The 23,743-nt window shown below is 62.9% G+C and carries 25 protein-coding genes; 10 read left to right on the top strand and 15 right to left on the bottom strand.

The window, feature by feature from the left end:
- Positions 1–126 precede the first annotated feature (126 nt).
- Positions 127–426 (bottom strand): DUF3761 domain-containing protein, encoded by a 300-nt coding sequence (locus B5X73_RS21550; protein ID WP_079520244.1) that lies wholly within the window; start codon positions 424–426, stop codon positions 127–129.
- On the opposite strand from B5X73_RS21550, the gene B5X73_RS01385 reads away from it, so the two are divergent.
- Entirely contained in the window at positions 425–1,519 is a 1,095-nt protein-coding gene (locus B5X73_RS01385; RefSeq protein ID WP_139382607.1) for a hypothetical protein, read from the top strand. The genes B5X73_RS21550 and B5X73_RS01385 overlap by 2 nt on opposite strands.
- Positions 1,520–1,673: 154 nt before the next feature.
- Here B5X73_RS01385 and B5X73_RS01380 read toward each other — a convergent pair whose 3' ends face one another.
- From B5X73_RS01380 to B5X73_RS01350, 7 genes are all read right to left on the bottom strand, one after another.
- Complete coding sequence (locus tag B5X73_RS01380; protein ID WP_254857193.1) at positions 1,674–2,471, bottom strand: transporter; 798 nt, start codon at positions 2,469–2,471, stop codon at positions 1,674–1,676.
- 169 nt (positions 2,472–2,640) lie between these two features.
- Positions 2,641–3,345 (bottom strand): arsenical resistance protein ArsH, encoded by a 705-nt coding sequence (gene arsH, locus B5X73_RS01375; RefSeq protein WP_343123892.1) that lies wholly within the window; start codon positions 3,343–3,345, stop codon positions 2,641–2,643.
- Between the two features lie 191 nt (positions 3,346–3,536).
- Positions 3,537–4,688, bottom strand: a complete 1,152-nt coding sequence (locus B5X73_RS01370) for an alpha/beta hydrolase (RefSeq protein ID WP_079520236.1) — start codon at positions 4,686–4,688, stop codon at positions 3,537–3,539.
- A 125-nt stretch (positions 4,689–4,813) separates the two neighbouring features.
- Complete coding sequence (locus tag B5X73_RS01365; RefSeq protein ID WP_079520234.1) at positions 4,814–5,224, bottom strand: cupin domain-containing protein; 411 nt, start codon at positions 5,222–5,224, stop codon at positions 4,814–4,816.
- A gap of 9 nt (positions 5,225–5,233) precedes the next feature.
- The gene (locus B5X73_RS01360; RefSeq protein ID WP_079520232.1) at positions 5,234–5,986 is read right to left on the bottom strand and encodes an SDR family NAD(P)-dependent oxidoreductase; all 753 of its coding nucleotides are present in this window, start codon (positions 5,984–5,986) and stop codon (positions 5,234–5,236) included.
- A gap of 29 nt (positions 5,987–6,015) precedes the next feature.
- Positions 6,016–6,402 carry a tautomerase family protein gene (locus B5X73_RS01355; protein ID WP_079520230.1) on the bottom strand — a complete coding sequence of 129 codons (387 nt, stop codon included), beginning with the start codon at positions 6,400–6,402 and terminating at the stop codon, positions 6,016–6,018.
- Between the two features lie 9 nt (positions 6,403–6,411).
- Entirely contained in the window at positions 6,412–7,689 is a 1,278-nt protein-coding gene (locus B5X73_RS01350) for a D-serine ammonia-lyase (RefSeq protein WP_079520228.1), read from the bottom strand.
- A gap of 144 nt (positions 7,690–7,833) precedes the next feature.
- Between B5X73_RS01350 and B5X73_RS01345 the strand changes: the two genes are divergently transcribed.
- From B5X73_RS01345 to B5X73_RS01335, 3 genes are all read left to right on the top strand, one after another.
- Complete coding sequence (locus tag B5X73_RS01345) at positions 7,834–8,832, top strand: LysR family transcriptional regulator (protein WP_217699719.1); 999 nt, start codon at positions 7,834–7,836, stop codon at positions 8,830–8,832.
- 314 nt (positions 8,833–9,146) lie between these two features.
- On the top strand, positions 9,147–9,278 hold the full coding sequence (locus B5X73_RS21470) for a hypothetical protein (protein ID WP_303048745.1): 132 nt from the start codon (positions 9,147–9,149) through the stop codon (positions 9,276–9,278).
- A gap of 82 nt (positions 9,279–9,360) precedes the next feature.
- Complete coding sequence (locus B5X73_RS01335; RefSeq protein WP_217699717.1) at positions 9,361–10,263, top strand: SDR family NAD(P)-dependent oxidoreductase; 903 nt, start codon at positions 9,361–9,363, stop codon at positions 10,261–10,263.
- Between the two features lie 40 nt (positions 10,264–10,303).
- Here the strand turns inward: B5X73_RS01335 and B5X73_RS01330 are convergent, their stop codons facing one another.
- From B5X73_RS01330 to B5X73_RS01305, 6 genes are all read right to left on the bottom strand, one after another.
- A complete protein-coding gene (locus B5X73_RS01330; RefSeq protein WP_079520220.1) occupies positions 10,304–10,993 on the bottom strand; it encodes a TlpA family protein disulfide reductase in 690 nt (229 codons plus the stop codon).
- A 134-nt stretch (positions 10,994–11,127) separates the two neighbouring features.
- Complete coding sequence (locus B5X73_RS01325; RefSeq protein ID WP_079520218.1) at positions 11,128–12,246, bottom strand: M56 family metallopeptidase; 1,119 nt, start codon at positions 12,244–12,246, stop codon at positions 11,128–11,130.
- Positions 12,243–12,611 carry a BlaI/MecI/CopY family transcriptional regulator gene (locus B5X73_RS01320; protein WP_043694347.1) on the bottom strand — a complete coding sequence of 123 codons (369 nt, stop codon included), beginning with the start codon at positions 12,609–12,611 and terminating at the stop codon, positions 12,243–12,245. The genes B5X73_RS01325 and B5X73_RS01320 overlap by 4 nt, the downstream gene beginning before the upstream one ends.
- A gap of 289 nt (positions 12,612–12,900) precedes the next feature.
- Positions 12,901–13,242 carry a carboxymuconolactone decarboxylase family protein gene (locus B5X73_RS01315; protein WP_079520216.1) on the bottom strand — a complete coding sequence of 114 codons (342 nt, stop codon included), beginning with the start codon at positions 13,240–13,242 and terminating at the stop codon, positions 12,901–12,903.
- A 65-nt stretch (positions 13,243–13,307) separates the two neighbouring features.
- The gene (gene rclC, locus B5X73_RS01310; protein WP_079520214.1) at positions 13,308–13,937 is read right to left on the bottom strand and encodes a reactive chlorine resistance membrane protein RclC; all 630 of its coding nucleotides are present in this window, start codon (positions 13,935–13,937) and stop codon (positions 13,308–13,310) included.
- A 305-nt stretch (positions 13,938–14,242) separates the two neighbouring features.
- Complete coding sequence (locus tag B5X73_RS01305) at positions 14,243–14,872, bottom strand: response regulator transcription factor (protein ID WP_090351637.1); 630 nt, start codon at positions 14,870–14,872, stop codon at positions 14,243–14,245.
- Positions 14,873–15,438: 566 nt separating this feature from the next.
- Between B5X73_RS01305 and B5X73_RS01295 the strand changes: the two genes are divergently transcribed.
- Complete coding sequence (locus B5X73_RS01295) at positions 15,439–16,200, top strand: helix-turn-helix domain-containing protein (RefSeq protein WP_079520209.1); 762 nt, start codon at positions 15,439–15,441, stop codon at positions 16,198–16,200.
- A gap of 43 nt (positions 16,201–16,243) precedes the next feature.
- Positions 16,244–18,292, top strand: a complete 2,049-nt coding sequence (locus B5X73_RS01290; RefSeq protein WP_217699716.1) for an ATP-binding protein — start codon at positions 16,244–16,246, stop codon at positions 18,290–18,292.
- A 68-nt stretch (positions 18,293–18,360) separates the two neighbouring features.
- Here B5X73_RS01290 and B5X73_RS01285 read toward each other — a convergent pair whose 3' ends face one another.
- Positions 18,361–19,299, bottom strand: a complete 939-nt coding sequence (locus tag B5X73_RS01285) for a GlxA family transcriptional regulator (protein WP_254857192.1) — start codon at positions 19,297–19,299, stop codon at positions 18,361–18,363.
- Positions 19,300–19,855: 556 nt separating this feature from the next.
- Between B5X73_RS01285 and B5X73_RS01280 the strand changes: the two genes are divergently transcribed.
- From B5X73_RS01280 to B5X73_RS01265, 4 genes are all read left to right on the top strand, one after another.
- On the top strand, positions 19,856–20,710 hold the full coding sequence (locus tag B5X73_RS01280) for an alpha/beta fold hydrolase (protein WP_079520203.1): 855 nt from the start codon (positions 19,856–19,858) through the stop codon (positions 20,708–20,710).
- A 68-nt stretch (positions 20,711–20,778) separates the two neighbouring features.
- Entirely contained in the window at positions 20,779–21,498 is a 720-nt protein-coding gene (locus tag B5X73_RS01275; RefSeq protein WP_079520202.1) for a hypothetical protein, read from the top strand.
- A 191-nt stretch (positions 21,499–21,689) separates the two neighbouring features.
- Positions 21,690–22,625: an MBL fold metallo-hydrolase gene (locus B5X73_RS01270; RefSeq protein ID WP_079520200.1), complete on the top strand. Its 936-nt coding sequence runs from the start codon at positions 21,690–21,692 to the stop codon at positions 22,623–22,625.
- A gap of 87 nt (positions 22,626–22,712) precedes the next feature.
- The gene (locus B5X73_RS01265; RefSeq protein ID WP_079520198.1) at positions 22,713–23,741 is read left to right on the top strand and encodes an NADPH-dependent aldehyde reductase Ahr; all 1,029 of its coding nucleotides are present in this window, start codon (positions 22,713–22,715) and stop codon (positions 23,739–23,741) included.
- Positions 23,742–23,743 lie beyond the last annotated feature (2 nt).

Genomic DNA, 23,743 nt, shown 5'->3' with positions numbered 1-23,743 from the left:
AAGTTGACTGGGGCCTTGCTAGTTGTCTCTGGCGCAATAGTAGTGAGTAGCGCATACAAATGCTCATGCCGGCCAACTTTCGCACTGAAGCCGCAGCGCGACAGATAGTGACGTTGCGCGTCTCGGCTAAAGCCAGGACGCGACTCCTCCGTGCCTCGAACAAGTGCCTCTCCGGTTAACGCTGAAACTAAATGTTCCGTCGCGACATTGGGCTGATGCGCCCGCCGGCGCATGGTTATCTGTCGTGTGCGCCGGACGATGGACTTGGACGCCGCTTCGGCTTGTGTAATACCCGTCTTCGACCAGCGTTGCAGGTACTGGAGTGCCGGTCTTGGGCTCCCGCGGTTGAGTCGCAGCCTCGCTATTCGCTAAATGGGGAGCGAGCAGCAGCAAGGCGAGGAGCGAGAAGGAAATCTGGCGGATCATGCGCAGTGCCTGTCATGCGGAGAAGCCCGCAATCCGCTCCGAAGCAACCGACGTGCCACTGAAGAAATTGCGGGTCGCCACTGCTTTTACTCGCCGAATTTGCGTATCGATTCAACCAGCCCATGCGTCCAGAACTACTTCGAACGGCCGATATAGCCTAGATGACAGGCCTCTCGGCGACGTAGTGCGGGAGGCGCAAAACAACTCAGATGAAAGCGATTGGTTCAGTGATATGGATGAAAGCGCCAGGGACACGGTAAACGGTCCGAATGGTTCCGATCCGCCGAAAAGGTTACGCGTTTCGGTAGGAGCGTTCGGCCTCGCGATACTTGCGGGCGGTTTCCTCTTTACGGGCCGCGCGTATCGCCTGAGCTATTACGCACATTTGCATCTGAATGGGTCTGTTTTCCCCGATGACGCGCAGGCGCGGTCGTTCGACGCCGTTATCGCCTGGGGTGACGTGGTCACTTCCCTCATATCGCTGATATCCCGAACGGTCGCCCGGCACCATTTGGGAATGGTCCTCGGGCCAACGCTGGGTCTTCTTCTATTCGTCGTGACCCTGGCAGTCATTCGCGACGCGCCACGATGGACGATCTGGCGCAAAGTGTCACCCGCCGGCAAGAGAAGGCGGATGACGGGGCTAATTGCGCTTTTGCGTGGCCCCGGGCGCATGGTGCTCGCATTCCTCAGATGGATCGCTCCACCTAAGGAAAAGTTTCGGCTGGTCGAGCGCTTTTACCAAGCGATGTTAGGTCTCTACGGCGCCTATGTTTTTCTCGTTCTCGTAGGTCTTGTATTCGTCGCGCTGGTATTGCCTTTTCAGCACGCGGGCGAAGATGCCGCTTCACGTGATGCCAAGGATGGATTCTCGGGACAGCCGGACGTAGCGTTGGTCCTGGATGGTAAAGCTGCATCGTCATTCAAGCTCGTCGAGTGCGGTGCAGACTTCTGTGCGTTATTCGGAGGTGGCCATGCGATCACGGTTCCAAAAGACCAAATTAAGTTAGCCGTGAGCGCTCCTCCTGGCGACGCCCCCAAAGCCGTAGCTGCAGCGAAGGACCACACGGTATCCCGGGCATCAAGCGACTAAGCTTCGGGCCTGCAGAGTCTCGTGGCACCTTTGGCTTGACGCGACGGCTCGTTGGGGACGACCCCTCAACGAACCGCGGCCACGCATTCCGACACGTCGATGCACGTGTGGTGCGTGACGCTCAGGCGTCGACTGGGTGATCCAGCACCATGGGTCACCACCGATGCGCAAAGCCCAGGTAAAACTGCTGGTCTGGCGTCTGATCGTTCAGTCCGAAATTCGCGCCCACATCCATCTGGAAGCGAGGCGCGATCGCGAAGCTCAAAGCCACATCAGCCGATTGCTGCTTGATCGTCCCGGCGGGGTCCCAGTTACGCTGCTCCCAATACTCCACGGCCAGTGTCAGCCGGTCCGAGAGGGCGTGCGCCACGTTCACCAGATTGCTCAGCGCCGTGTGGTGCCCATCCCCGTCGGCGTCCGCAAGGTAGTCGACCTCCGGACCCAGCGTGAGCGAAAAGCCGGCCGGTAGCGTGACGCCGACGGGTACCGCTAACCCGCCCTCCCACCGATCGTTCCCCAGTCCGGAGCGCGCGGTAGGTGCTTTCACGAAAGGGATGATCGCCACCGAGGCCTGGTCGGAACTGTAGAGCCGGGTTTTCAGGCGAACGACCAGGTCCCCCTGACCGTGTCGACGCTGGTGGTTGCCATCTGCACGAGTGTGGACCCGCACGTCGGGCGCCCATGTGGCTTCCAGGTCGGTGGCGCCCCCAAGGCCGTATTTCAGCGTCGGATTGAGTGGATACGACGTATCCGTTTTGTTCGCCCCTTGAGCGTCATGAACGGTGTTCCCAATGTCCGTTTCCAGCTGCCAATGGCCTTGGGGAACGGGGCAGGTGGCATTGGCTTTGGTCGGGCGGTCGGTACACAGAGGGCTGTCGTCGGTGGTCTGTGCGTGCGCAAGGCCAGACAGGGAGAGCGCGACGAAGGCGGCAATGAACGCAGGTGTCTTCACAGTGGTTCCAGATGCGGCTCCTGCCAGCTGTGGCCATGGAGCGGAACCGAAGACAATAGGGACGGCGCCGTAAAGACGGTGGCCGCTGTGGCCCTGTACCCGTAAAGTTTGCGCAAGAAATTGCGGTGCTCGTCAGCGTGTCGTTTCCTTTTGGCGCCCAGCCGAACCGTCAGCTCTCTTTTTCGACCGCACCCGCCGCCTGCACCAGCGCCCGCTGTTGCGCATCGCCTTTGCGTTCGCTGTAACGGTCGACCAGATAGTCGCTGCGACCTCGAACCATGAGAGTGAACTTCATCAGTTCCTCCATGACATCGACGACGCGGTCATAAAAGGCTGACGGTTTCATGCGTCCGTCTGCCTCGAACTCCTGCCATGCCTTCGCTACCGATGACTGGTTGGGGATGGTGACCATGCGCATCCAGCGGCCGAGCACGCGAAGCGCGTTGACGACATTGAAGCTTTGCGAACCGCCCGACACCTGCATGACAGCCAGCGTCCGGCCCTGTGTCGGGCGAACGCTGCCGTCTTCGAGTGGCAGCCAGTCGATCTGGTTCTTGAATACGCCCGTGACCGATCCGTGCCGTTCGGGGCTCACCCAGACCTGGCCTTCCGACCAGGTGGACCATTCGCGCAGACGCTGCACCTCGGGATGGCTCGCCGGCACGGCGTCAAGCATGGGCAGCTCGTGCGGGTCGAATACCCTCGTCTCCGCACCCAGATGCCTGAGAATGCGCTCGGCTTCCAGGGCGAGCTTGCGACTGAACGACTGGGGCCGCAGCGACCCGTAGAGGATAAGGATCCGCGGTGCGTGGCCGAGGTCATCCGGATGGCGCAGCTGCGCCCCGTCGGGCGCAGACAGGTGATCCAGATCCAGATGGGGCAGATCGGTGTGCACGGGCCGTGTGTCCTCGAAATGGTTCCGACTATTCTACTTCCATCTCTTCCAGTTCCATCGAAACGAAGGAATTCAAACCGGAGGCCCTGTCTCGGGCAAGCGGCCGACCGATCCGTCCTTTTTGATCGAAGCGTTGCGCAGCGCCTCAGACACCATCCGCGCAACGCGCCTTATGAGCGACCGTTGCGTTCCAGCAGCTCAAGCAACAGGGCATTGAAGCGGTCGGGTTGTTCTTGCTGGACCCAGTGCCCCGCGCCCTCGATGAAATGCACGCCTTCCATACGTGTGAACGCGCTGGTTTGCATGCGCTCGAGTGCCCCGGGCTTTCGGTAGGCACCCCAGTCGGACTCCCCGGAAACGAAAGCGGAGGGTACATCGATGGTGCGCCCGGTGAACAACTCGAGTTCGGAACGCCCGATCGGACCCGCGTGGCATCGGAACCAGTTGAGCCCGCCCTGAAACCCCGTGCGCTGGAACGCCGCGGTGTAGACATCGAGATCGTGTTCGGTAAACCAGCGATTGCTGGCGACCTGGCTCGGCGTCGGCATGAGGGGAGCCACCGTCGCTGCCATGCCGACGTCTTTCTCCATGATGTAGTACGTCGGCAGGGTCGCCAGCTCGGCTATCGACCCGCTTAGAGGGTGCGGGTGATTGCCCGCCCAGTCCGCGCTCTTCACGTGAAAGTACGCGCGCAGGAAATCGTGCAGGCCTTGCGGTGCGTGCAGCATGTCGGCATTCGCCCCGGACGAGCCGAACCAGGCCATGCTGTCTTCCCGCGGCGGCGACAGCTGGGCGAGCTGCTCCGCGGGTGACGATGTATGCCGCACCGGCGGCGACCGGGTCATATCGAACGGGATGGGCGGCGGCCCATCGAATGGAAAACTCATCAGCACGAGCGACTTGAAAATATCCGGACGGACCAATGTGCAATACGCCGCCACCATGGCGCCGAAATCATGGCCCACCACGGCGTGGACGGCGCGGTACCCAAGCGCTTCGACCACGCCCAGTGCGTCCCTTGCGTAGTTGTGCGTCCGAAACGAGGCCACGTCACCGTCGTAACGGGCGTCCCATCCCGTCGTCGAACCAAACCCCCTCTGGTCGGGGGCGACGACGTGATACCCCGCGGCAGCCAGCGGCAGCATCGTCGCCCGCCAGCTGTATGCAAGCTCCGGGAATCCGTGGAGCAGCAACACCAACGGGCGGTTCGCCTGCTCGTAACCTGCCTCAAGCAAACCGACCGTCAGTCCATTGATGCCCGCCAGCGATCGCCGCCGTATTCCTTCAGGCAGTGTGGCATCGGTGTTTGAACGGTTCGGCATAGTCTCTTTCCAAGGGTTGGCTCCGCGGGCGATGGGCGGCGCGGCGTGTAGAAAAGCCAGCAGCGGCAGGTGCGCAGCCCAGCCTATGAGCTGACGTCGCGTTCGGTTGCAGGGAGCGCCCGGCGTCATTGGCCGCCTAGCGCCTTGATGAGCGGGCGGTCCGCCGTGTCCGTCAGGTAAAAGACGGTGATGGCCGCTGACTCCGTCGAGGACGCGTTATCGAAATGCGTGATCCGGTGGCCCGCAGGCTCGAAGAATGAGTCACCGGTATGCAGGATGCGGGACGGCTCGCCGTCCGGCTGAAACACGAAGCTGCCTTCCGTGACCACGCCTACCGTGGATGCCGGGTGCAGGTGCACGCCGGTCGGTTGGCCTGGCGCAAAGCGGATGCTCGCACCGCGCACGAGGCGCACCGGAGGATTGGCATCCGGGAGTGTCGCTTCGAGCACGGATTTGCGCTCGAGTGGCGGGAAGGTGGCCGCATGGGCCGAGACGGCGGAGGCTGCAAGCAGCAGGGTCGTAGAGAATGCCTTCATGGTATGACCTCAAGGGGTTCGATGGATCGGCAATGCGCCGAAGGACTGGGTGACGGGCATCAGCTCAATGGCATTGATGTTGACGTGACGTGGCAAGCTCGCGGCCCAGAACACGGCCTCCGCGACGTCCTCCGGGGTGAGCGGGTCGGTTCCGGCATACAGCTTCTCCGCGCGATCGCGGTCGCCGCCGAAGCGCACCACCGAGAACTCCGACCCACCTGCGAGGCCTGGTTCGATGTCGGTGACCCGAACGCCCGTGCCCGCCAGATCGGCGCGCAGATTCAGCGAGAATTGCCGGACGAAGGCTTTGCTTGCGCCGTAAACATTTCCGCCCGGGTAAGGGTAGGTCGCGGCGATGGAACCAATGTTGACGACGTGCCCACGACCTCGCTCCACCATGCCGGGAAGCACGGCCCGGGTCATGTACATGACGCCTTTGATGTTGGTGTCGACCATGGATTCCCAGTCGGCCATGTCGGCGGACTGTGCAGGGTCGAGGCCCATCGCCAGGCCGGCGTTGTTGACGAGCAGATCGATGTCGGTCAGCGCATCGGGGAGGCTGGCCAGGGCCGCGTCGATGCCCGCCCGGTCACGCACGTCCAGCTGGAGCGGATGAATCGTGTCCATACCCGGCTCATTAATCAGCGACTCCAGTCGGTCACGTCGACGGCCCGCTGCGATCACCTGATGGCCTGTTGTCGCGAATCGCCGTGCCATCGCGGCGCCGAACCCCGAGGTCGCGCCAGTTACAAGAACAATCATTGCGTTCTCCAGATGCTGTCGATCACGGTTCAAGCCGGGAGGTAGGAAGCCACGCCGTTGCCGAACGACCAGTCCGGCTTATCGTTCGAGGTGATGATCACCTGGATGTCCTCCCGTCGAAGGCCTGCCTTAACCGTCAGGCGATCGGCGATGGCGCGATACAAGGCGCGCTTGGCCGATTCATCACGCCAGTGGCCTGCAACGATGTGGACGATCACGAGGTCGTCGGTACGTTCAATGCCCAGATAGGTCGGGCTGTAAATGATCTCTCCGGGTTCACGTTGCTCGATGATCTGAAAGCGGTCGTCGTGAGGCACCGAGTACGTGTCGACGAGTGCGGCATGGACTCCATCCGCGATGGCTCGGAGCGTTTCCGGTGAGCGCCCCTTGAGCAAAGTGATGCGTGCGAGTGGCATATCGTTCTCCTAAGAATGGATCGATGGGTGCTGCAGGTAACGCTCGAACTCGTCATCGGGTACCAATGCGCCGCCGGTGGTCCACACGACGTGGGTCACCGCGTTGAGGCGGGCGGACGAGCCGATGCTCGAAAGGTAGTCTTCGCCCAGGCGTCCCGAGAGTGCCTGTGCGCCTGCGAAGCCGGCCGCCGCGGAGGGCTCCAGACGCAGGTTCATCGCGTCGTGGGCGCAACGCAGCGCGCGCAGCAGCTGGGCATCGGTCACGGTAAGGACCCCGGCGGCAACATGGCGCGATAACCCGACCGCCAGTGGCGACGCGCGCGGGACCGCCAGCCCGTCGGCCTGTGTGACGCCAGTCAAGCCCAGCTCGTACACCGAACGCATGGCCTCACCCGTGGCCAGCGCCAGGAGCACGCTAGGGGCTTCCGTGGGTTCGGCGTAAAAGCAGTGCACGTCGGGGCCGTAGATCGCATGCAGCCCCAGCGCGATGCCTGCGGGTGCTCCGCCGACGCCGCAAGGCACGTGGACGAAGAGCGGGCGATCCGCGTCGACAGTGCGTCCGGCACGCGTGAGTTGCCCGGCCAGCTCCCGTGCTCCTGCCGCATAGCCATACAGCAGGGCTTCCGACGATTCGTCATCGATAAAATGGTGGTGAGGACGTTTCAGCGCGGAACGACGGGCCTCCGCCAGGGCGTCGAGGTAGTCGCCCTCGTGCTCCACCACCGTCACCCCCTGGGCGCGCAGGCGGTCTTTTTTCCATGCCTTTGCTTGCGACGACATGTGCACGGTCGCGCGAAATCCCAGTGCCGTGGCGAACGTACCGATGCTCAGCCCGAGGTTGCCCGTCGAGCCGACCGAAATTTCTTGCGCGTGCACCCGGGCCTCGTGAGCGCTCGACCCTACGGTGAGCGGGCCGCCTGCGGCGGATTCAGCGATCTCAACGACGGCATGAGCACCCCCGCGTGCCTTGATGGATCCTGCCACCGGCAAGACGTGGTCCGCTTTGACGAAGAGCGAGGAGGGATGCCCGCTGAACCCGGATGGCGCGGCCAACGCATCGGCGTTGAGCAGGGGCGAGCGGATGCGTCCATCGGTGCCCTGGAGGGCAAAGAACTTTTTTGCCGCCACCGGGGCGAAGCGCTCCATCCGCGCCTCCGCCCCGGCGATAGCGGCTCGCTGCGCCGGCAACACCACGCCATCGCGGGATACGTTTCGGAAAAAGGTGGGCTTGCGGGCCGAAAGCGAGTGCGCCGCCTCGTTTCCGTCGTGAATCCATTGGCCAGTCATCGGTGAGGTCCACTGAGGGGATGTGGCCATTGTTCCGATTGCATCGACTGTGGGGAAATCAGCTTCGCGGATGCATCATTAGTTAGACTAATGCCCCGTGAGCCCGTTCTCCTGTCCCCCGACCCTGACCTTCTGGAAGCGCTCGTGCCCTCCGAACACGCCATGCCCCGGTCGCTTTCATCCTCGATGCTCACCTGGCTTCGCGCCTTCGAAGCGGTGGCCAGGCATGGCAACTTCACCCGTGCGGCCGACGAGTTGCACATCACCCAGGGCGCCACCAGTCAGCAAATCCAGCGCCTGGAACAAGCGCTTGGCTTCCGCCTGATCGAGCGGGGCACGCGGCCGCTTGGCCTTACCGGTGAAGGGGAGCGCCTCGCGTCCGTGGTCGAAGCATCGTTTGCGCAGATCCGCCATGCGCTCGCCGATATCGCCGCGCCCGGCGGCGCCACGCCGATCACGCTGAGTTGCTCGCCGTCGTTTGCGATGCAATGGCTCACACCGCGCCTCAGCGGATTGCGCCGCGGTCGCCCCCGGGTCGACATTCGCGTCTTCGGCGAGTTCCACCGGCTGGACATGGCGGGGATGGCCAGTGAACAACTTCAGGCCGCCATTCGTTACGACCCTGGCGACTACGAAAATCTCACCGCGCGCGGGTTCCTCGACGAATACCTCATCCCCGTTGCCAGTCCTGCGTTCATGGACGCACATCCGGATATCGGGGCGAAGGGACTCCTTGCCGGCGAGTGGCTTTTGCACGACGCGCGCCCATGGGTGGGAGCGTCGGAGCTCCAAGAGTGGCAGTCGTGGCTTGACGAGACCGGCCTGCGCTGCGCCGATCTGATAGCTGGAAAGCGCTTCAATCTGGCCATGTTGGCCGTGGGCGCCGCCGTCGCAGGCGAGGGCATCGCGATGGGGCGTACCGCGATGGTGATGGAAGAGCTGCAACGTGGGACGCTGGTGGCTCCCTTTCCCTTCGCGGTCCGCTCCCCGGCGTCCTATCACTTCATCACCACGCCGGCGCATACGGTGCAGGTGGACCTGATCTGTGACTGGCTCCAGCGCGAAGGTGAGGCATTCGCGGCGATGCGAACAGAGGTATTGCATGCATCGGGCATTGCACTCATCCCTGGTGCGAAGTACTGAGGCGCGTTTGCGTCTGAGGCTTTCCGGTACGGAGCACCCAGCCGGCTGCTACCGCGACCAATCTGGGTGTGGACAAACGGTGGACACCTCGAAGGTGGCACGTGTGTTGGGGTGGAAGACCCGTCCGGCAGTTACCTCGGTTATCGATGCTGGCGAGAGCCTGCTTCGGAACGGGCTGATCGGGTGACCGTAGCGTGCCTGGCGGCGAATCGTATTGAAAACTCGCGGGCGGAGGTGAGGACGGGCACGAGGCCCTGGCCCATCTCTGTAAGGGCATAAGCGACTCCGCGTACCGTTCCCGGAAGCTCCATCCGATGAATAAGACCGTCCGCCTGAAGCTCGCGCAGATGCTGGGTCAACATTTTCTGCGAGATGCCGGCAAGCGAACGCTTCAGTTCGAGCGTGCGCAGGGTCGTGTCCGCATAAAGACGAAACAGGATGGGTAGTTTCCAGCGTCCCTGGAGCATGCGAAATACTCGCCCGACGTGCGCGGCGGAGCCGTCGGGGCCGAGACACTCGTCGCGTCGCGTGGTGGGCACTTTTAAGTGCGTAGTTGTTACTTTCGACATCGCCCGCCACCCTTGTGGTTCACAAGACAGAGGCGACCATACCGACATGCATCTGCAACTGGAAGGCAAGACCGCACTCGTCACGGGCAGCAGCAGGGGTATCGGCGAGGCCATCGCACGGACGCTGGCGCCCGAGGGTGCCCACGTGCTTGTACATGGGCGGCAGCGCGCCCGGGCTGACGCGGTGGCGGCGTCGATCGTTGCGTCCGGCGGAAGGGCGACGGCGATCGTGGGCGACCTGACCAGGGATGAGGACGTCAGCCGGATGCTGGACCACGGCCTGCGCGCCGTGGGAAGCATCGACATCCTCGTCAATAACGCAGGCGGATCGGCGAAGTCGACGCAGCGGTGGAGCAACACACATGCCGGTGCATGGACAGAAGCCTTTGACCGGAACGTGCTGGCCGCACTTCGTGTGACCACGGCGGTGCTTCCGGCGATGCGCGCGGCGCGATGGGGTCGTATCATCTTCGTGTCGAGCACCGCGGCGACGATGCCGCCGGCGCGCACGCCGGACTATTCCGCGAGCAAGGCAGCAATGAACGCCATGGTGGCGTCGCTGGCCAAGGAAGTCGCCGAAGAGGGCATCACAGTGAATGCCATCTCTCCTGGCACGGTCAAGAGCGATGCGCTCGAGGCCAGGTTTCGGGAGGTGGCGCTCGAGCAAGGACTTGTCGACGAGGGCGCCCCGTGGGAGGCGATCGAACGCGCTGCGCTTCCGTTGTTTGCCGAAGTCCCGATGCGGCGTGTGGGCCGACTGGATGAGATCGCCGCAGCGGCAGCTTTTCTGGTCAGCGACATGGCGGGGTACATCACTGGCGTCAATCTGCGCGTCGACGGCGGACAATCCCCAAGCCTCTGAAACGGCGGTTCGCGCCGGCCGTACGTAACATTTCCCCGCCTCAGTGCGTGTCCATGGCCCATGCACTCAGCGAGGGCAGGTCCAGTGGCTTCCCACCAGGCGCGATATCGTCCGTGTGCACCGCTTTGCGTACCACCCCTTTCTCATCGACCAGCATGAGTGTCGGGTAGACCTTCACGCCTGCACGGTCGGCCAGTTCGGCCTGATCCGCCACGACGGCCCAGTTGAGCTTGCGGGTGATCACGAAGTCTCGTGCCGTAGCCGGATCGTCGAACGTAAATGCCACGACCGCCATGTCCGGATGTGCCTGGTGAAAAGCGGAAAGCACGGGGGTTTCAGCGATACATGGACCGCATTGCGCAAAAAAGAAGCTGGCCAGGAAGGGCTTTCCGCGCAGCACTGCGGTTGACACCGGCGCCCCGTCCAGCGTGGTCGCGTGGAAGGTCGGGAAGGGATGGTCCTGAATGGCGAGCGCTTTCGGCTTCGTCTTTGCCGCGGCCTGCCTGGCGATCTTTGCGTCATTCTCGAGCTTGAACGTCACCCGGTGACCGGTAGCGTCCTTCTCAAGATCGAACGGCCGCTTGGCCATGGCGGCCTGAAAGCGTTCGTACGAGATCGGGTTCCCCGCCTCGTCTTCGAAAGAAGTCCGGTAATCGCCCGGGATACCAAGCTGATCGAGGAAGGGCTTAGGCAGCAAGTCCTTTGCGAGATCGGACCGGGTGTCGGCCATGGAGAGGCTGCTCAGACAGCAAAGAGCGAAGACACAAAGAAATTTTGCCACGACGGCTTCCAGGGAGCTGCTTCGGGAGCTCTTACGCTACACATGTAGCGTGCAAGTTACAACGGTAGCCTTGAAGCGTCGTTTTATGGCTGCGACGTCGCCACGACCCAGCTCCCATCCTGCGCGCGCGTGAACGAGACGCGGTAGTCGCCCGGATGAAAAGGCTGGAAATCAGGCGTCACTGGCGCCCCCAGCGTCGTGACGTGGAACCGATTCGTAGCGCTGCTGCTCAAGGGAAGGAATCGCAATGTCATGCCGTGAAGGCCAGCCACCGTTTCGATACCGGCATGGACGCGCCACGCCGAGACTGCCGTTGCCCATCCCAGGGCGACAGCGAGCAGGGCGGCAATCCAGTGACGAAAGTCAGGCGCGCGGTACGACTGCCCGGGATCGAGGATGGCGGCCATCCTTCTGCGCAAGGCGGGCAGCGGGCCAGCGACGGTCGATCCCATTGCGGACGGGATCTGCGACTGCCGCAGAGCATCGATCAACGCCTGGCCGTATCCACGTCGCGTCGCGTCGTCGGTACCGAGCAGAGCGGCCTCGTCGCATAACTCTTCCCGCGCGGCCAGCAAAGCTTGATGCAGAGAACGCAGTGGCAGGCACCAGGGCATCAGCGCCATGGCCCACGATTCGAGCAGGAGATGCCAGTTGTCGCGCCTGTGCGCGTGGGCGCGTTCGTGGCGAACGAGCGCGGCGATCACCGCCGGTGGGTATGCGAGCACCGATGCGGGAACGATTACGGCGGGATCGCGGTAACCGATCAGGAGTGGAGAAGGTACTTCCGCCACCAACACCGGAATATCGTCCTGCATCGACGGTACGGCTGCCCGCCTGAGCGTCCGTGTCCTACGCAGGGCACGGACGAGATGCGCGATGGCGCGCATTCCCCAAAGTGACGACGCCATCAGCAGGCCGTTGGCAACCCACAGCAACCAGGTCTGTGCCGACAGTGCGTCCGGCAGGAGTGCGGTGAGGTAAGTCATCGCCTGCGTACTCAACTGCTCCGCCATGATTCCTGGAAAGCCGTTCACGATGAGCAGCGCCGCAGGCAGCACCGCCGTCAGCCAGAAGGCTACGGTCGTCAGGCGGTAACGCGTTGCCGCTTGCAAGCCATCCTGGACGCACCTCAACGCCACGAGCATGCCGGCTCCCGCCAGCAGCGATGCCGAGAAGGCGATCACCGTCGCAATCGGGTTCACGACTTGCGCTTGCGCCCGTTGAGCATGCGGTCGAGCTCGGCGAGTTCGTCCGCGTTGAGGATGGCACTACCCGTCAACGCCGAGACAGGCAGACTGCCGGGAACTTCAAGCACGTGACGGAAGAGATGCGACAGCGAATTTCCCAGTACTTCGACCTTGGTCGTCGCCGGGGTGAAGACGGCAAGACCGTGCGCCTCGCTTCGTGTGACCAGCTCCTTTGCGCGCATACGCTCGAGCACGGTGCGCGTCGTCGACACGGCCCACCCGGTACGGGCGGCGAGTTCGTCGTGAAGCTCCCGGGCGCTCAAGGGATTCTTTTCCCACAAGGCTTTGAGGACTTCCAGTTCGCTATCGGAAAGTTGCATGGGCGTTCACACGGGCGGGAAAGGCATGCTACACATGTAGCGTCCAGCCATGCAACAGCGACATTGTGTTGCAAGAGCTCGACCTACGACGCGGTGTGTCGGCAAGGACGAGGCGGGTTCGTGAGCGCCGACAGGCTCCGTTCCGGAAAGGTCGTCCGACATCGCGCGCGTGGGTTAGCCGTCCCCCTGCGCTGCCGCCTTCTCGATGAGGCGATCGAGTAGTGCACGGGAGGTCGTGCGGGATGCATCGTCATGGGTAGATCCCTTTAGGTTGGCCCGTTTCGATGGATCAGGCCTTGCTGTGCGCCGCAAACGCGTCCATGACGCGTGCCGAATAAACCATGGCAGAGCCGGCGTTGAGGGCGATGGCAACACCGAGTGCCTCGGTGATTTCTTCCTTCGTCGCACCAAACTTGATGGCTTCAGCCGTGTGCACGGTAATACAGCCGTCGCACCGCGTGGTCACCGACACCGCAAGGGCGATGAGCTCACGGGTCTTGGCATCCAGGTGCCCTGTCTTTGCTCCTGCACCCGACAGCGTCTGGTAGCCTTTCAATGTATCGGGGCTCAAAGCGCCGATTTCACCAATGCGCGGGCCGAGCTCTTTCTTGTAAGCAATCCAGTCAAGCATGACGTTCACCTTGGTTTGGACGGCGGGGCCGTCGGAGGGATGGGTTGTCAGAAACGGGCGGGCGGTTAAGCCCCGCCGACGCGCACAGCGGAAACGTCGACAGACCGGGCTTCGCGAATGGACGACTCACGGCGCGCAAGGATGGCCTTGGCCGCATCGATGCCGATGATCCAGGCGCCGGCAAGCATCATGGTGTCTTTCAAAACGAGTCGTCCTGCGCCTGACAGATACGGAAAGCCGTGCTGGGCGTCACCGAGCGCGGGCACCCACGCTTCCGGCGTGGTGAACAGAAAAGACAGCGTCACCAACGTGGTCGCAAACGACAGGAATGCACCGAGGAGCGCAGCCCGCTTGGACACGGGGTACGCCAGGACAAGCAGGGCAATGGTCCACTCGACGATGCCAAGGCCGGTCGAAAAACCATACGTGTTGTTGGCGGTCTGCCACTCGCGCTGCTCGGGGACCAGCTGGCCTTCATGGGTCAGATGGGCCTTGTATTCGGTAGGGTGGTTGTAAAAAAACGACATGACCGGGCTGTTGGCGACGAACGGCGTGATGCTGTCGGCCTCATAGGGGACGAATTTCAGCGCGCCAATCCACATGAAGACGACGGCGATGGCGATGCGCATCAGGTTCGGTCCGAGTCGCTCGGTCTTGACGAAAGCGGTCAGTGCGCTTTTCAGTGTGGTGTTCATGGATTGCTCCGGTTGGTTGGGCCTCGGTCCAGTGGCCGTCGGCGACAGGGATAGGGTTGCGCAAGTCCGGCGGCGCTTGAACGCTTAGCCGGCTCTTCTTCAGTCCAGGCGCCTCGATCGCCTGAAATCCGAACAGCCGGAGTCGTCCGCGACATTCGTCGAAGCGAATTCGGTGAGGTCGAGAGCGTTCCGGAACGACGCAGGGACGATGCTATGGACAGTCGACCCCAGCGTCTTGCAGGTGTGCCCTGCGGGTGCGACGCTTTTCGGTCAATGGCCGCACCGCCACGCGACGCGATTCGAACTCAGATTTCCAGGAAGCCGCGCTGGATGGCGAGGGTTACGGCATGGGTCCGGTCACTGGCGTCGAGCTTGCCAAGGATGCTGCGGATGCGGGACTTGATGGTTTCCTCAGACACACCGAGCGCTTCGCCGATATCGCGGTTGCCATAACCCATGGCAGCCAGCTTCAACACACTGAGCTCGCGCTTGGTCAGGCTTTCCGAGCCGGCGTGCGTCGCCATGTCCTGCCGCACATCGGCGCCGAGCACCTGGCGACCGTCGATGGCCGAGCGGATGGCGGACAGAATCTCGGCGGTCGACGACGACTTCAGCAGATACGAAGTGGCCCCGAGGGTGAGCGCGCGCACGACGCGGGCGTCCCCGGGATAAGTGGTCAGCACAACGACGATGGCGTCGTGGTCAATTTCACGGATGGCCGCAATAGCCTCAAGTCCGTTCATGCGCGGCATTTGCAAATCAATCAATGCCACGTGCGGGCGCGTTGCCCGGAACTGGTCGACCGCCTCCACACCGTCGCCGGCTTCCGCGACCACGGCCATGTCGGCTTCCTGCGAGACCGCATGGGCCAGGCCTTCCCGCATGGCGGGATGGTCATCGGCAATAAGCACGCGAATCGTTGATGGCCTGGTCACAGCGTCTTCCTAATCGCGGAGAGCAGCCCCGGGCTGGCTTGCCGGAGGCAAACGACCTGCATGATGCGGGAAGCGAAATCGGCAGCGCAACGCTCGAAAGGGTGAAATACGCAAAGAAAGTTGACAGTTTTTCGCTGCCTGCAGTGGATGCCTGATGTAGCGGACGCCTCGACGGTCATAAGCAGGGCAAAAACGGACACGCCGCCGTTTTTGCCCATATCGAGGGTATCGACTGTGTGAAGGGTTCGGTCTAATGACAACCAAGGGTGGCGCCGTAGTTCTAGCGGCATGACCTCGGCCTGTGCAGCCCGGATGCATCCACGAATGACTGAGCGTCGGACCGCCGACGCGTCAACGTCAGGCAAATGCTCGCAAACCGTGAGCCGGGGCAGTGTGAGGGTGTGGGCGTAGACGCGGGACATTCCCGACAGGTGTCTTCCATGGCCAGACGTAACGTAGAGCGACTCTCGGATGTGGCCCAAAGGGGCCGCGCCCGCTGTGTTTGGCTGGCTCCAGACCTCAATGGCAGGACCGCCGACGACCAGACGTGAGTCGTGAGACGCAACATGCAGGAGAATACCGTGCGAGAAGACATGTCAGCCCAGTTCATGCCGCTCCCCCTCGCGGGAGTCGTGGTCGACGCCCTTCACTCCAGCGTAGCCGACCACTCGGGTTTGCCGCTGGAGCGAACCATCGATGCACTGTGGTCCCGTCAGGCGCTCGGCGCCGTGCACTTTCCGGGTGTCATCGACCGGCCCATCCTCATCGCGTTCAATGATGCGTTGGGCAACGTGGATCTGGGCCTTGTGCTGCGTCCCGTTGACGCGCCGGCAGAGGGCATGTCCGTGGCAGCACGCCTTGCCGCCATCCTGGTCCGGATGCTTGAACAGCGTCCTTTTCCGGCCCCGGCACTGGTGGAAGTGGCCCTTGCAATCAGGCTCGCACACGGGGAGCACGCAAAGGGGACATCCGCAGGCGCAGACGTCCGCAAGCTCGCCACGTGGCAAAGCGAGCAAGCCGTGGCCTTCATGGATGCAAGAATGCAGGAAGGATTTACCACGGCGGACGTCGCTGCACAGTGCGGGATGTCTTCGGCACGATTTTCCATCGCATTTCGCCTGAGCTTCGGCGCGTCGATACGCCAGTGGGTCATCCAGCGTCGTGTCGAGCTCGCCCAGAGGATGCTGACCAATGATTCGGCCAGTCTCGAGACGGTTGCCGCTGCCTGCGGCTTCAGCGAACAGTGCCATTTCACCAGACAGTTCTCCCGCCTTGTAGGCGTCCCGCCGGGCGCCTGGCGCCGGCGCCAGCACGTTCTGACCGCTTGATGACCAGCACGATCTGAGGTTCCAGATGCCGAAAAATGACGACATGCTCCAGCTTTCCCCGGAGAGCATTGTTCTGCTCGGCGCAAAGGGCGAGGTTCTCGCATGGAATGCAGCGAGCGAACGCCTCTACGGCTGGTCGAGCGATGATGTCGTCGGCAGCAACATGCGTGACCGTCTGCGCTGCACCATTGAAGGCATTCCCGCCGATTCGCCTCCGCCCTTGTTCGATCCCTTTCGCGGCGTCTTCCGGCGTTTTGCCCGCGACGGGTCGATGCGCCGCGTCGACGTCTTTCGCATGCCCTATGGCGCCACGGGAGAAACGCCGAGCGGGATTGTGGAGTTTGGGCGCGATATCACGCAGAACATTCAGCCCTCGCGCGTGCTCGAGAAGGTCAGCCACCGCTACGAAAATCTCTTCAACGCCATGCCGGCATCGTTCTGGCATCTTGAGTTGCTCGGCGCGACAGCTATCGTCAGCCAATGGCGGGAAGAGGGCATTGTCGACTTACATGGGTACCTTGCAGGAAACCCGGCTGCGGTCCGCACACTCATCGGACAGATGAAAATCCTCTCGTTCAACGAACGCACCGTTGAGCTTTTCGGGGAAGGCCGGCGAGACGCGTTGTTTGAAGACCTCAATCAGGTCTGGCCCGACGAAAGCCTGCATGTGTTCGCTTCAAGCGTGCTTGCGGCGTTGAATCGTCACGAGACCTACAGCGCCGAATGCACTTTCTTGACCCTGTCCGGCGCCCGTTTCGACGCACTGTTTACCGCGAGCATGCCGTGGCCGGAAGTGCAGCGCGGCCAGGTTCTCGTTGGCGTTGTCGACATCTCGGAGACCCGACGCGCCCGAAAAGAGGCAGAAGCGAGCGAGCAACGCTACCTCGAGCTTTTCAATTCCAGTCCCGCGGCCAACGTCGAAATTGACTGCTCGCAGCTTGATAACGTTCTCGCCCGGCTGCGCCTTTCCGGCGTCGACGACCTTGGCGCCTACATGGACGCCCATCCGGATTTTGTCGAAGAGGCGCTCGACAGCTGCACCGTCGTCGCCGTCAACGCGAGCTTCGTGCACCTGATGCGCGTGGCGACCCGGGAAGACGCATTCATCAGCCTTCGTCGCTATTGGGCACGGGCGCTGCCGGCATACCGTCAGTTCCTTTTGGCGCGGTTTTCAGGTCTCACGACGTACGAGTCCCAGGTGCTGATGACGCGGCCTGGGGGAACGACGTTCAACTGCCTGGTGTCGTCGGTGTACCAACCCATGACATCCCGTCCAGGGGTAATGATTGCGAGCCTGGCCGACGTCAGTGAAATGTCACGAGCGCGGCAGGTGCTCGCGAGGACGCGCTCGGACCTTGCTCATGCAGGACGCGTGGCGGTTCTTGGCGAACTTGCCGCGTCGATTGTCCACGAGGTGAGCCAGCCGCTGACCGCCATCATGCTCGACTCACAGACCGTGCTGCGAACGCTCAACCATCCGGCCCCCGACCATGCCGAGCTGCGCGAGCTCGCGTCCCGCTCGTCAGCCCAGGCCATCCGGGCAACGGAAATCCTCGCCCGCATCCACAGCATGGCCAAGCGCGCCGAACCGATCTATCAGCCCCTAGGCATCAACCGGACGGTGCTCGACGCGGTAGCGGTGGTCAGGGACGAGTGCCGCCGCATGGGTACGGAAATCGAGACGGTTCTGGCGGAGGGGCTTCCACTGGTCATTGGCGATGATGTCCAGCTCCAGCAGGTCGTCATCAACCTGTCTCTCAATGCCGCACAGGCAATGAAGCATACCCCGGAGCGGCTAAGGAACATCCGCATCACGACCCTGGAGCGGGAGGGTGGCGTGTGCGTGGTGGTCGATGACATGGGCGCGGGTGTTACCGCCCGGCAGGCAAAGCGCCTGTTCGACAGCTTCTTTACCACCAAGGAAGGCGGACTCGGCATTGGTCTTCCCATTTGCCGCTCGCTCATCGAAGCGCATGGGGGAACCATCGCACTTGAGCTCGCTCCCGCCGCGTGGTCGACCCGGTTTGCGGTGACGTTGCCACCCTTGGCAGCGGGTAACGGCTGGCCTGTGACGCGGCCCGCGCCCCAGTGACGCGATGAGTTCGTCTTCGTCGGTCCCGAGCTGGCGGCATGCCGCATGTTCCCGGCCCTGTCTCCGGTCTATTCGCCCTCGGTCTCGCGATCCATGCGCAAACGCCGACGCAATTCGGTCGGGGCTGTGCCCTGTCCTCGCACGAATGCGCGTCGCATCCGCTCGGTGTCGCCAAAACCCGTGTCGCGGGCGATGGTCTCCATCGACAAGGTTCCCTGGGCGATGAGCATGCGGGCCTGTTCCATGCGCAACGCGGCGACCGCCTGGGCCGGCGTCCGGCCGGTTTCGGCACGGAATGCCCGCGCAAAGTGCCGGGGACTCAGGTGCGCGATCGCGGCAAGTTCCGCGACGCTGAGCTCGTTCCGCAGGTTCCGCCTGGCATGCGCAAGGCTTGCCTGGATACGGTCGGAGCGTGCATCGATGTCCAGCAGGGTTGAGTGCTGGGACTGGCCTGGGGCACGCCGGTGATGGAGCACCATGCCTTTGGCAATCATCGCCGTCAGTTCTCGGCCGTGGTCTTCCTCGACAAGACCCAGTGCGAGGTCGATGCCGGCCGACATGCCCGCAGACGACCAGATGCGGCCGCTCTGCACGTAGATGCGGTCGAGGTCCACGGTGCACCTGGGAAAGCGCGCCCGCATCCGGTCGCCGAAGTTCCAGTGCGTTGTCGCCTTGTGCCCGTCGAGCAGGCCCGCGTCCCCGAGGACAAAGCTGCCAAGGCAGATGGAGGCGATGCGTCGCGTTCGCGCGCTGGTGTCGACGAGAAACTCGGAGACTGCGGGGTCGTGGTCGGGAACGTCGATGCCCACGCCCACCAGCATCGTGTCAAAGCCGGTGTCGACAAGAGGGGCGCAAGTGACATCCTGGCCAAACGAGCTGCGGACCGCTCCGCCACCGTTGCCGAGGACCTCCAGATCGTAAAGGCGCTTGCCGGCCTCGCGGTTGGCCACTTCAAACACGGAAAAGGCAGCAAAGCAGAGGACCTGGAAATCAGGGTAAACAATCATGCCAACCCGCCGCATCACAACACCTCTCTCGTGAAACCCTCAACATTACCATCCGGACCGCGTTTGCCGGGTCATGGCACGCACCTTTCGACCGGTCTCCACGAATCCTTGTCCGTATTTGATGGATTTTCGACCTTCGAAATGTGAACGCCTTCGGTAGTCTCCGCACACTAAGTCTCTGGAGGGTATCGATGCAGCCGAAAACGGCGCGCGCTGGCCTACATGGACCGGCAAGCGGGGCGGAGCATCGTCGTTGGCGACATCGCCAGTGCATGTGGTCTGTCGGAGCCGCAAATGACGCGCGTCGAAGACGTGTTTTGTCGAAACCCCCAAGGTGGTCGGATGGGCCGACCAATCCGGTTGCGCACTTTCTGTATGGCATTGGTCAATTTCCACCGCCCGCTTCAAGAGCTGTGCGTGCGCCCGCGCTACGGTTTGGGAAAAGGTGGCGGGCCAACGTCTTTGTCCGGTCAACGGCTCTCACGTGTCGGCCACGGCCTCGGCCCCCGCTGCCACGCAAGCAGTGCTCTCACCCCTGACAACAAAGAGGCCCCCAATGACACAGTCATTCCAGAGCGTCACATCGGAAACGAAGTTTGTCGAACTCGCCGACCGGCGCCTTGCCTACCGCACCATCGGCAGTGGCAAGCCGTTGGTCCTCGCCGTGCGTTTTCGCGGGACAATGGATTCTTGGGACCCGTTGTTTCTTGACGCGCTCGCCGCTCAGGGTTTTCAGGTCACGGTGTTCGATTACACCGGCCTCGGCCAGTCGACAGGCACGCCAACCTACAACCCTGCTTCACTCGCCAAAGATGCCATCGAACTCATCAGCGCCCTCCAGCTGCGCGACGTGGCCATGGGGGGATGGTCGCTCGGTGGCATCGCTGCGCAAATCGTCCTCGCCCAGGCACCGGCGCTGGTAAGCCATGTTGTCCTTATGGCCACGACGCCACCCGGGCATCTGGTCAAGAGCAGCGAGCAGCTGTTTTACGACCTTGCCCGTCGGCAGAACGATGCCGACGATGCCATCCGGCTCTTTTTCGAACCGGGTGCGCCAGCAAGCGTCAATGCTGGGCACCGCTCACTTGCCCGGCTTGCACTGAGGACTACAGGATCCAGCCCCGACGTGCCGCATGAATGGGCGGCTGAGCAACTCGGTGGTGCCCCTCGCAATCCCATGTTCCCGGTCGATGCCGTCCTCCACGTGCTCAAGAACACGGCGGTGCCTGTGCTCCACCTCGGCGCAGACCACGATATCGCCTTCCCCGTCGAGAACTGGTACGCGCTCAATGCCCAGCTTCCGACGCTTTGCCTGGTCACGTTTCCCAGCGCAGGTCACGCACCGCAGCACCAGTACCCGCATGAGGCCGCGCGCCACATTGCCGCCTTTGTCCTCTCCGAACACGCTTGAGTCACGCCCGGTCTGACACGGCCGGCATCCATTTCGCCAGGGCCGGTTTCTCACTTTTGAGGTGTTCCATGAACAAGATTTCCGAAGACATCATCAACGCGCACGGTGGTCTCCACACGTGGCTCAAGTTTCGTCAGGTCAGTGCAACGCTCGACCAGGGCGGGGCGCTGTGGGGCCTGAAGGGCAAGGGCGGCATTCTCGACCACACGACCGTGACGGTCGCAACCGACATCCAGTGGGCGTCGCATGCGCCCTTTGGCAGCATTGCGGCCCGCAGCGATTTCGCGACCCATCGCATTGCACTGCTCGATGGGAACGACGAGGTCATCACCGCGTTGGACAATCCACGCGAATCGTTCGCCGGCCACGCGCTCGATACCCCGTGGGATGACCTGCAGCTCGCCTTCTTTGCAGGGTGCGCGATGTGGACGTACCTCAACACGCCGTTCGTTCTTGCGTGGGACGGCGTCGAATGCGAGGACGCTGGTCCCTGGGAGGAAAACGGCGAAACGTGGCGCAAGGTCAACGTGCGGTACCCCGATTCCCTCGAGGTATTCAGCAAGGCCCAGGCGCTCTACATCGGGCCCGACGGTCTCGTGCGCCGCCTGGATTACGACGTGGAAATTGCCGGCAACACCCCCGGCGCCCATTACGTTTCCGACTACACGACGGTCGAAGGCATCAAGTTCCCGACCAAGCGTGCCATCTACCCGCGCCAGCCGGACGGTCAGCGCATGGCAGAGCCCCTCGTGGTCTCCATCGAGCTGTCGCACATCACGCTCGGCTAAAGAGTCGGATGGCGCCGGGTCGAACGTGCACGTCACTGGGTGATGAGCGCATCACCATCCCGTGCGGCGCGGCCAGAGGGCGGCGGACCAGGACGGACGATTTTTTCGAGGAGGTGCGGATCGGCCGACAGGGGCGTTCCGACCGCAAGGCTGGCAACACCTGTTCTTTTTTATTCCTGCGAGGAGGGTTCATGAAACCGAAGGCAACCATCGACATGCGCGCGCTTGCCGCGGCACTGTTTCTCTCCCTGGCCGCCATGGGCGCGGCGGCGAGCGATGACACCCCGTATGCGAAAATCAACGAGGCAACCGCGACAGCCCCGGTTACCGTCAAGGAACTTCGTGGTGGCGTCAGCGCCCTTTACGGTTCGGGCGGCAACATCGGGGCACTCGTTGGCCAGGACGGCATTTTCATGGTCGACGCTGGCATCGCCGTGTCGCGCCCGAAAATCGAGTACGTGCTCAAAAAGCTGTCAAAAGGGCCTTTGCGCTACATGGTCAACACCCACTGGCACTGGGACCATGCGGACGGCAACGGCTGGGTCCACCAGGATGGCGCGACCATCATCGCAAGCGCGCAGACGGCAAAGCACCTCGGCGAAAGCATTCGCGTAGAAGAATGGGGGCATACCTTCGAGCCGGTGGAGAAGGACGCCCGGCCGACGCTGATTGTCAAAGGTGACAAGACCATGCCGTTCGATGGCGAAAGCGTCCTCATCCGGCCCTACGTGGCTTCCCACACGGACGGCGACTTGTCGGTCTATTTCAAACAGGCGGATGTGCTCTTTACCGGTGACACATGGTGGAACGGTCTTTATCCGTTCATTGACTACGCCGAAGGCGGTGGCATCAACGGCATGATTGCCGCCGCCGACGAAAACGTCAGTCTGGTGACGGCGCATACCATCGTTGTTCCGGGCCACGGACCGGAAGGAACGAAGGCCGACCTCATCGCGTACCGCGACATGCTCGTTTCCATCCGTGACAAGGTCGCCGGCTTGAAAAAGCAGGGACTCTCGCTCGAGCAGGTCATCGCCGCCAAACCCACCCAGGCGTTTGACGCCCGGTGGGGCCAGGCGGTCATCAGCCCCGCTCTTTTTACAACCCTTGTCTATCGCGGCGTCTGACCGACGCCTGATGGGCGCAGGCGGTGTTGCTGCTCCCATTTTTCCGGCGGCTTCAACCAGAGACTCGCCTGGCACCTGGAGATTGTCATGTCACAAGTAAACGCATGGGTCGCAAACGAAGCCGGTCAGGCCCTTGAGCCGTTCCGCTATGAGCTCGGCAAATTGGGCCTTGAGGAAGTCGAGGTTGAGGTCGTCTACTGCGGTCTGTGCCACACCGACCTATCGTTCATCGACAACGAACCGGGTTTTGTCACGTTTCCCCTCGTTGCCGGCCACGAAGTGGTGGGACGGGTTGTGCGGCTTGGCGAAACGGCCAAAAGCAAGGGCCTGGAGGAAGGCCAGTGGGTTGGCGTGGGTTGGAACCGGGCAAGCTGCCTGCACTGCGACCCATGCCTGGACGGGGCCAATCACCTCTGCCGCGAGCTCGAGGGGACCATCATCGGCCACCACGGCGGCTTTGCCAGCCGGATGAAAGTCCATTGGCTGTGGACTATCCCGCTTCCCGAAGGCCTCGACCCCGCGTCCTCCGGGCCGCTGTTTTGTGCGGGCATCACGGTTTTTTCGCCACTCGTCGAATTTGATGTGCGACCGACCGACAAGGTCGGTGTCATCGGGATCGGCGGCCTCGGCCATCTGGCGCTCCAGTTCCTGCATGCCTGGGGCTGTGAAGTCACGGCTTTTTCGTCGAACGCCGACAAGCGCAAGGACATTCTGTCGCTCGGTGCCGACCACGTGGTCACCACCCACCCAGGGGCTGAGTGGGACGCCATCCGGGGTACCTTTGACCTCATCATCGTAACGGTGGGTGCAACCCTTGAGTGGGACGCCATCTTGCAGTTGCTGGGTCCGAAGGGGCGCCTGCACATTGTGGGCATTCCGGCCGAACCGATCCCGCTACATGTCATGTCACTCCTGCTGCCCCAGGCGTCGGTCTCGTCGTCGCCGGCCGGTGCTCGCGGGTCCATGGCGAGGATGCTGCGCTTTGCCGAACACCACGGTATCGCACCACGGACCGAGCATTTCCCGATGAGCCGCATCAACGACGCCATTGCACATCTGAAATCCGGCAAGGCCAACTACCGCGTCGTGCTCGACGCGGACTTCCCGGCAGCCTGAGC

Source organism: Luteibacter sp. 22Crub2.1 (genome assembly GCF_900167995.1).
GTDB lineage: Bacteria > Pseudomonadota > Gammaproteobacteria > Xanthomonadales > Rhodanobacteraceae > Luteibacter > Luteibacter mycovicinus.
The sequence above is the reverse complement of the archived record's forward strand: the minus strand, read 5'-3'. Positions and strand labels throughout refer to the sequence as shown.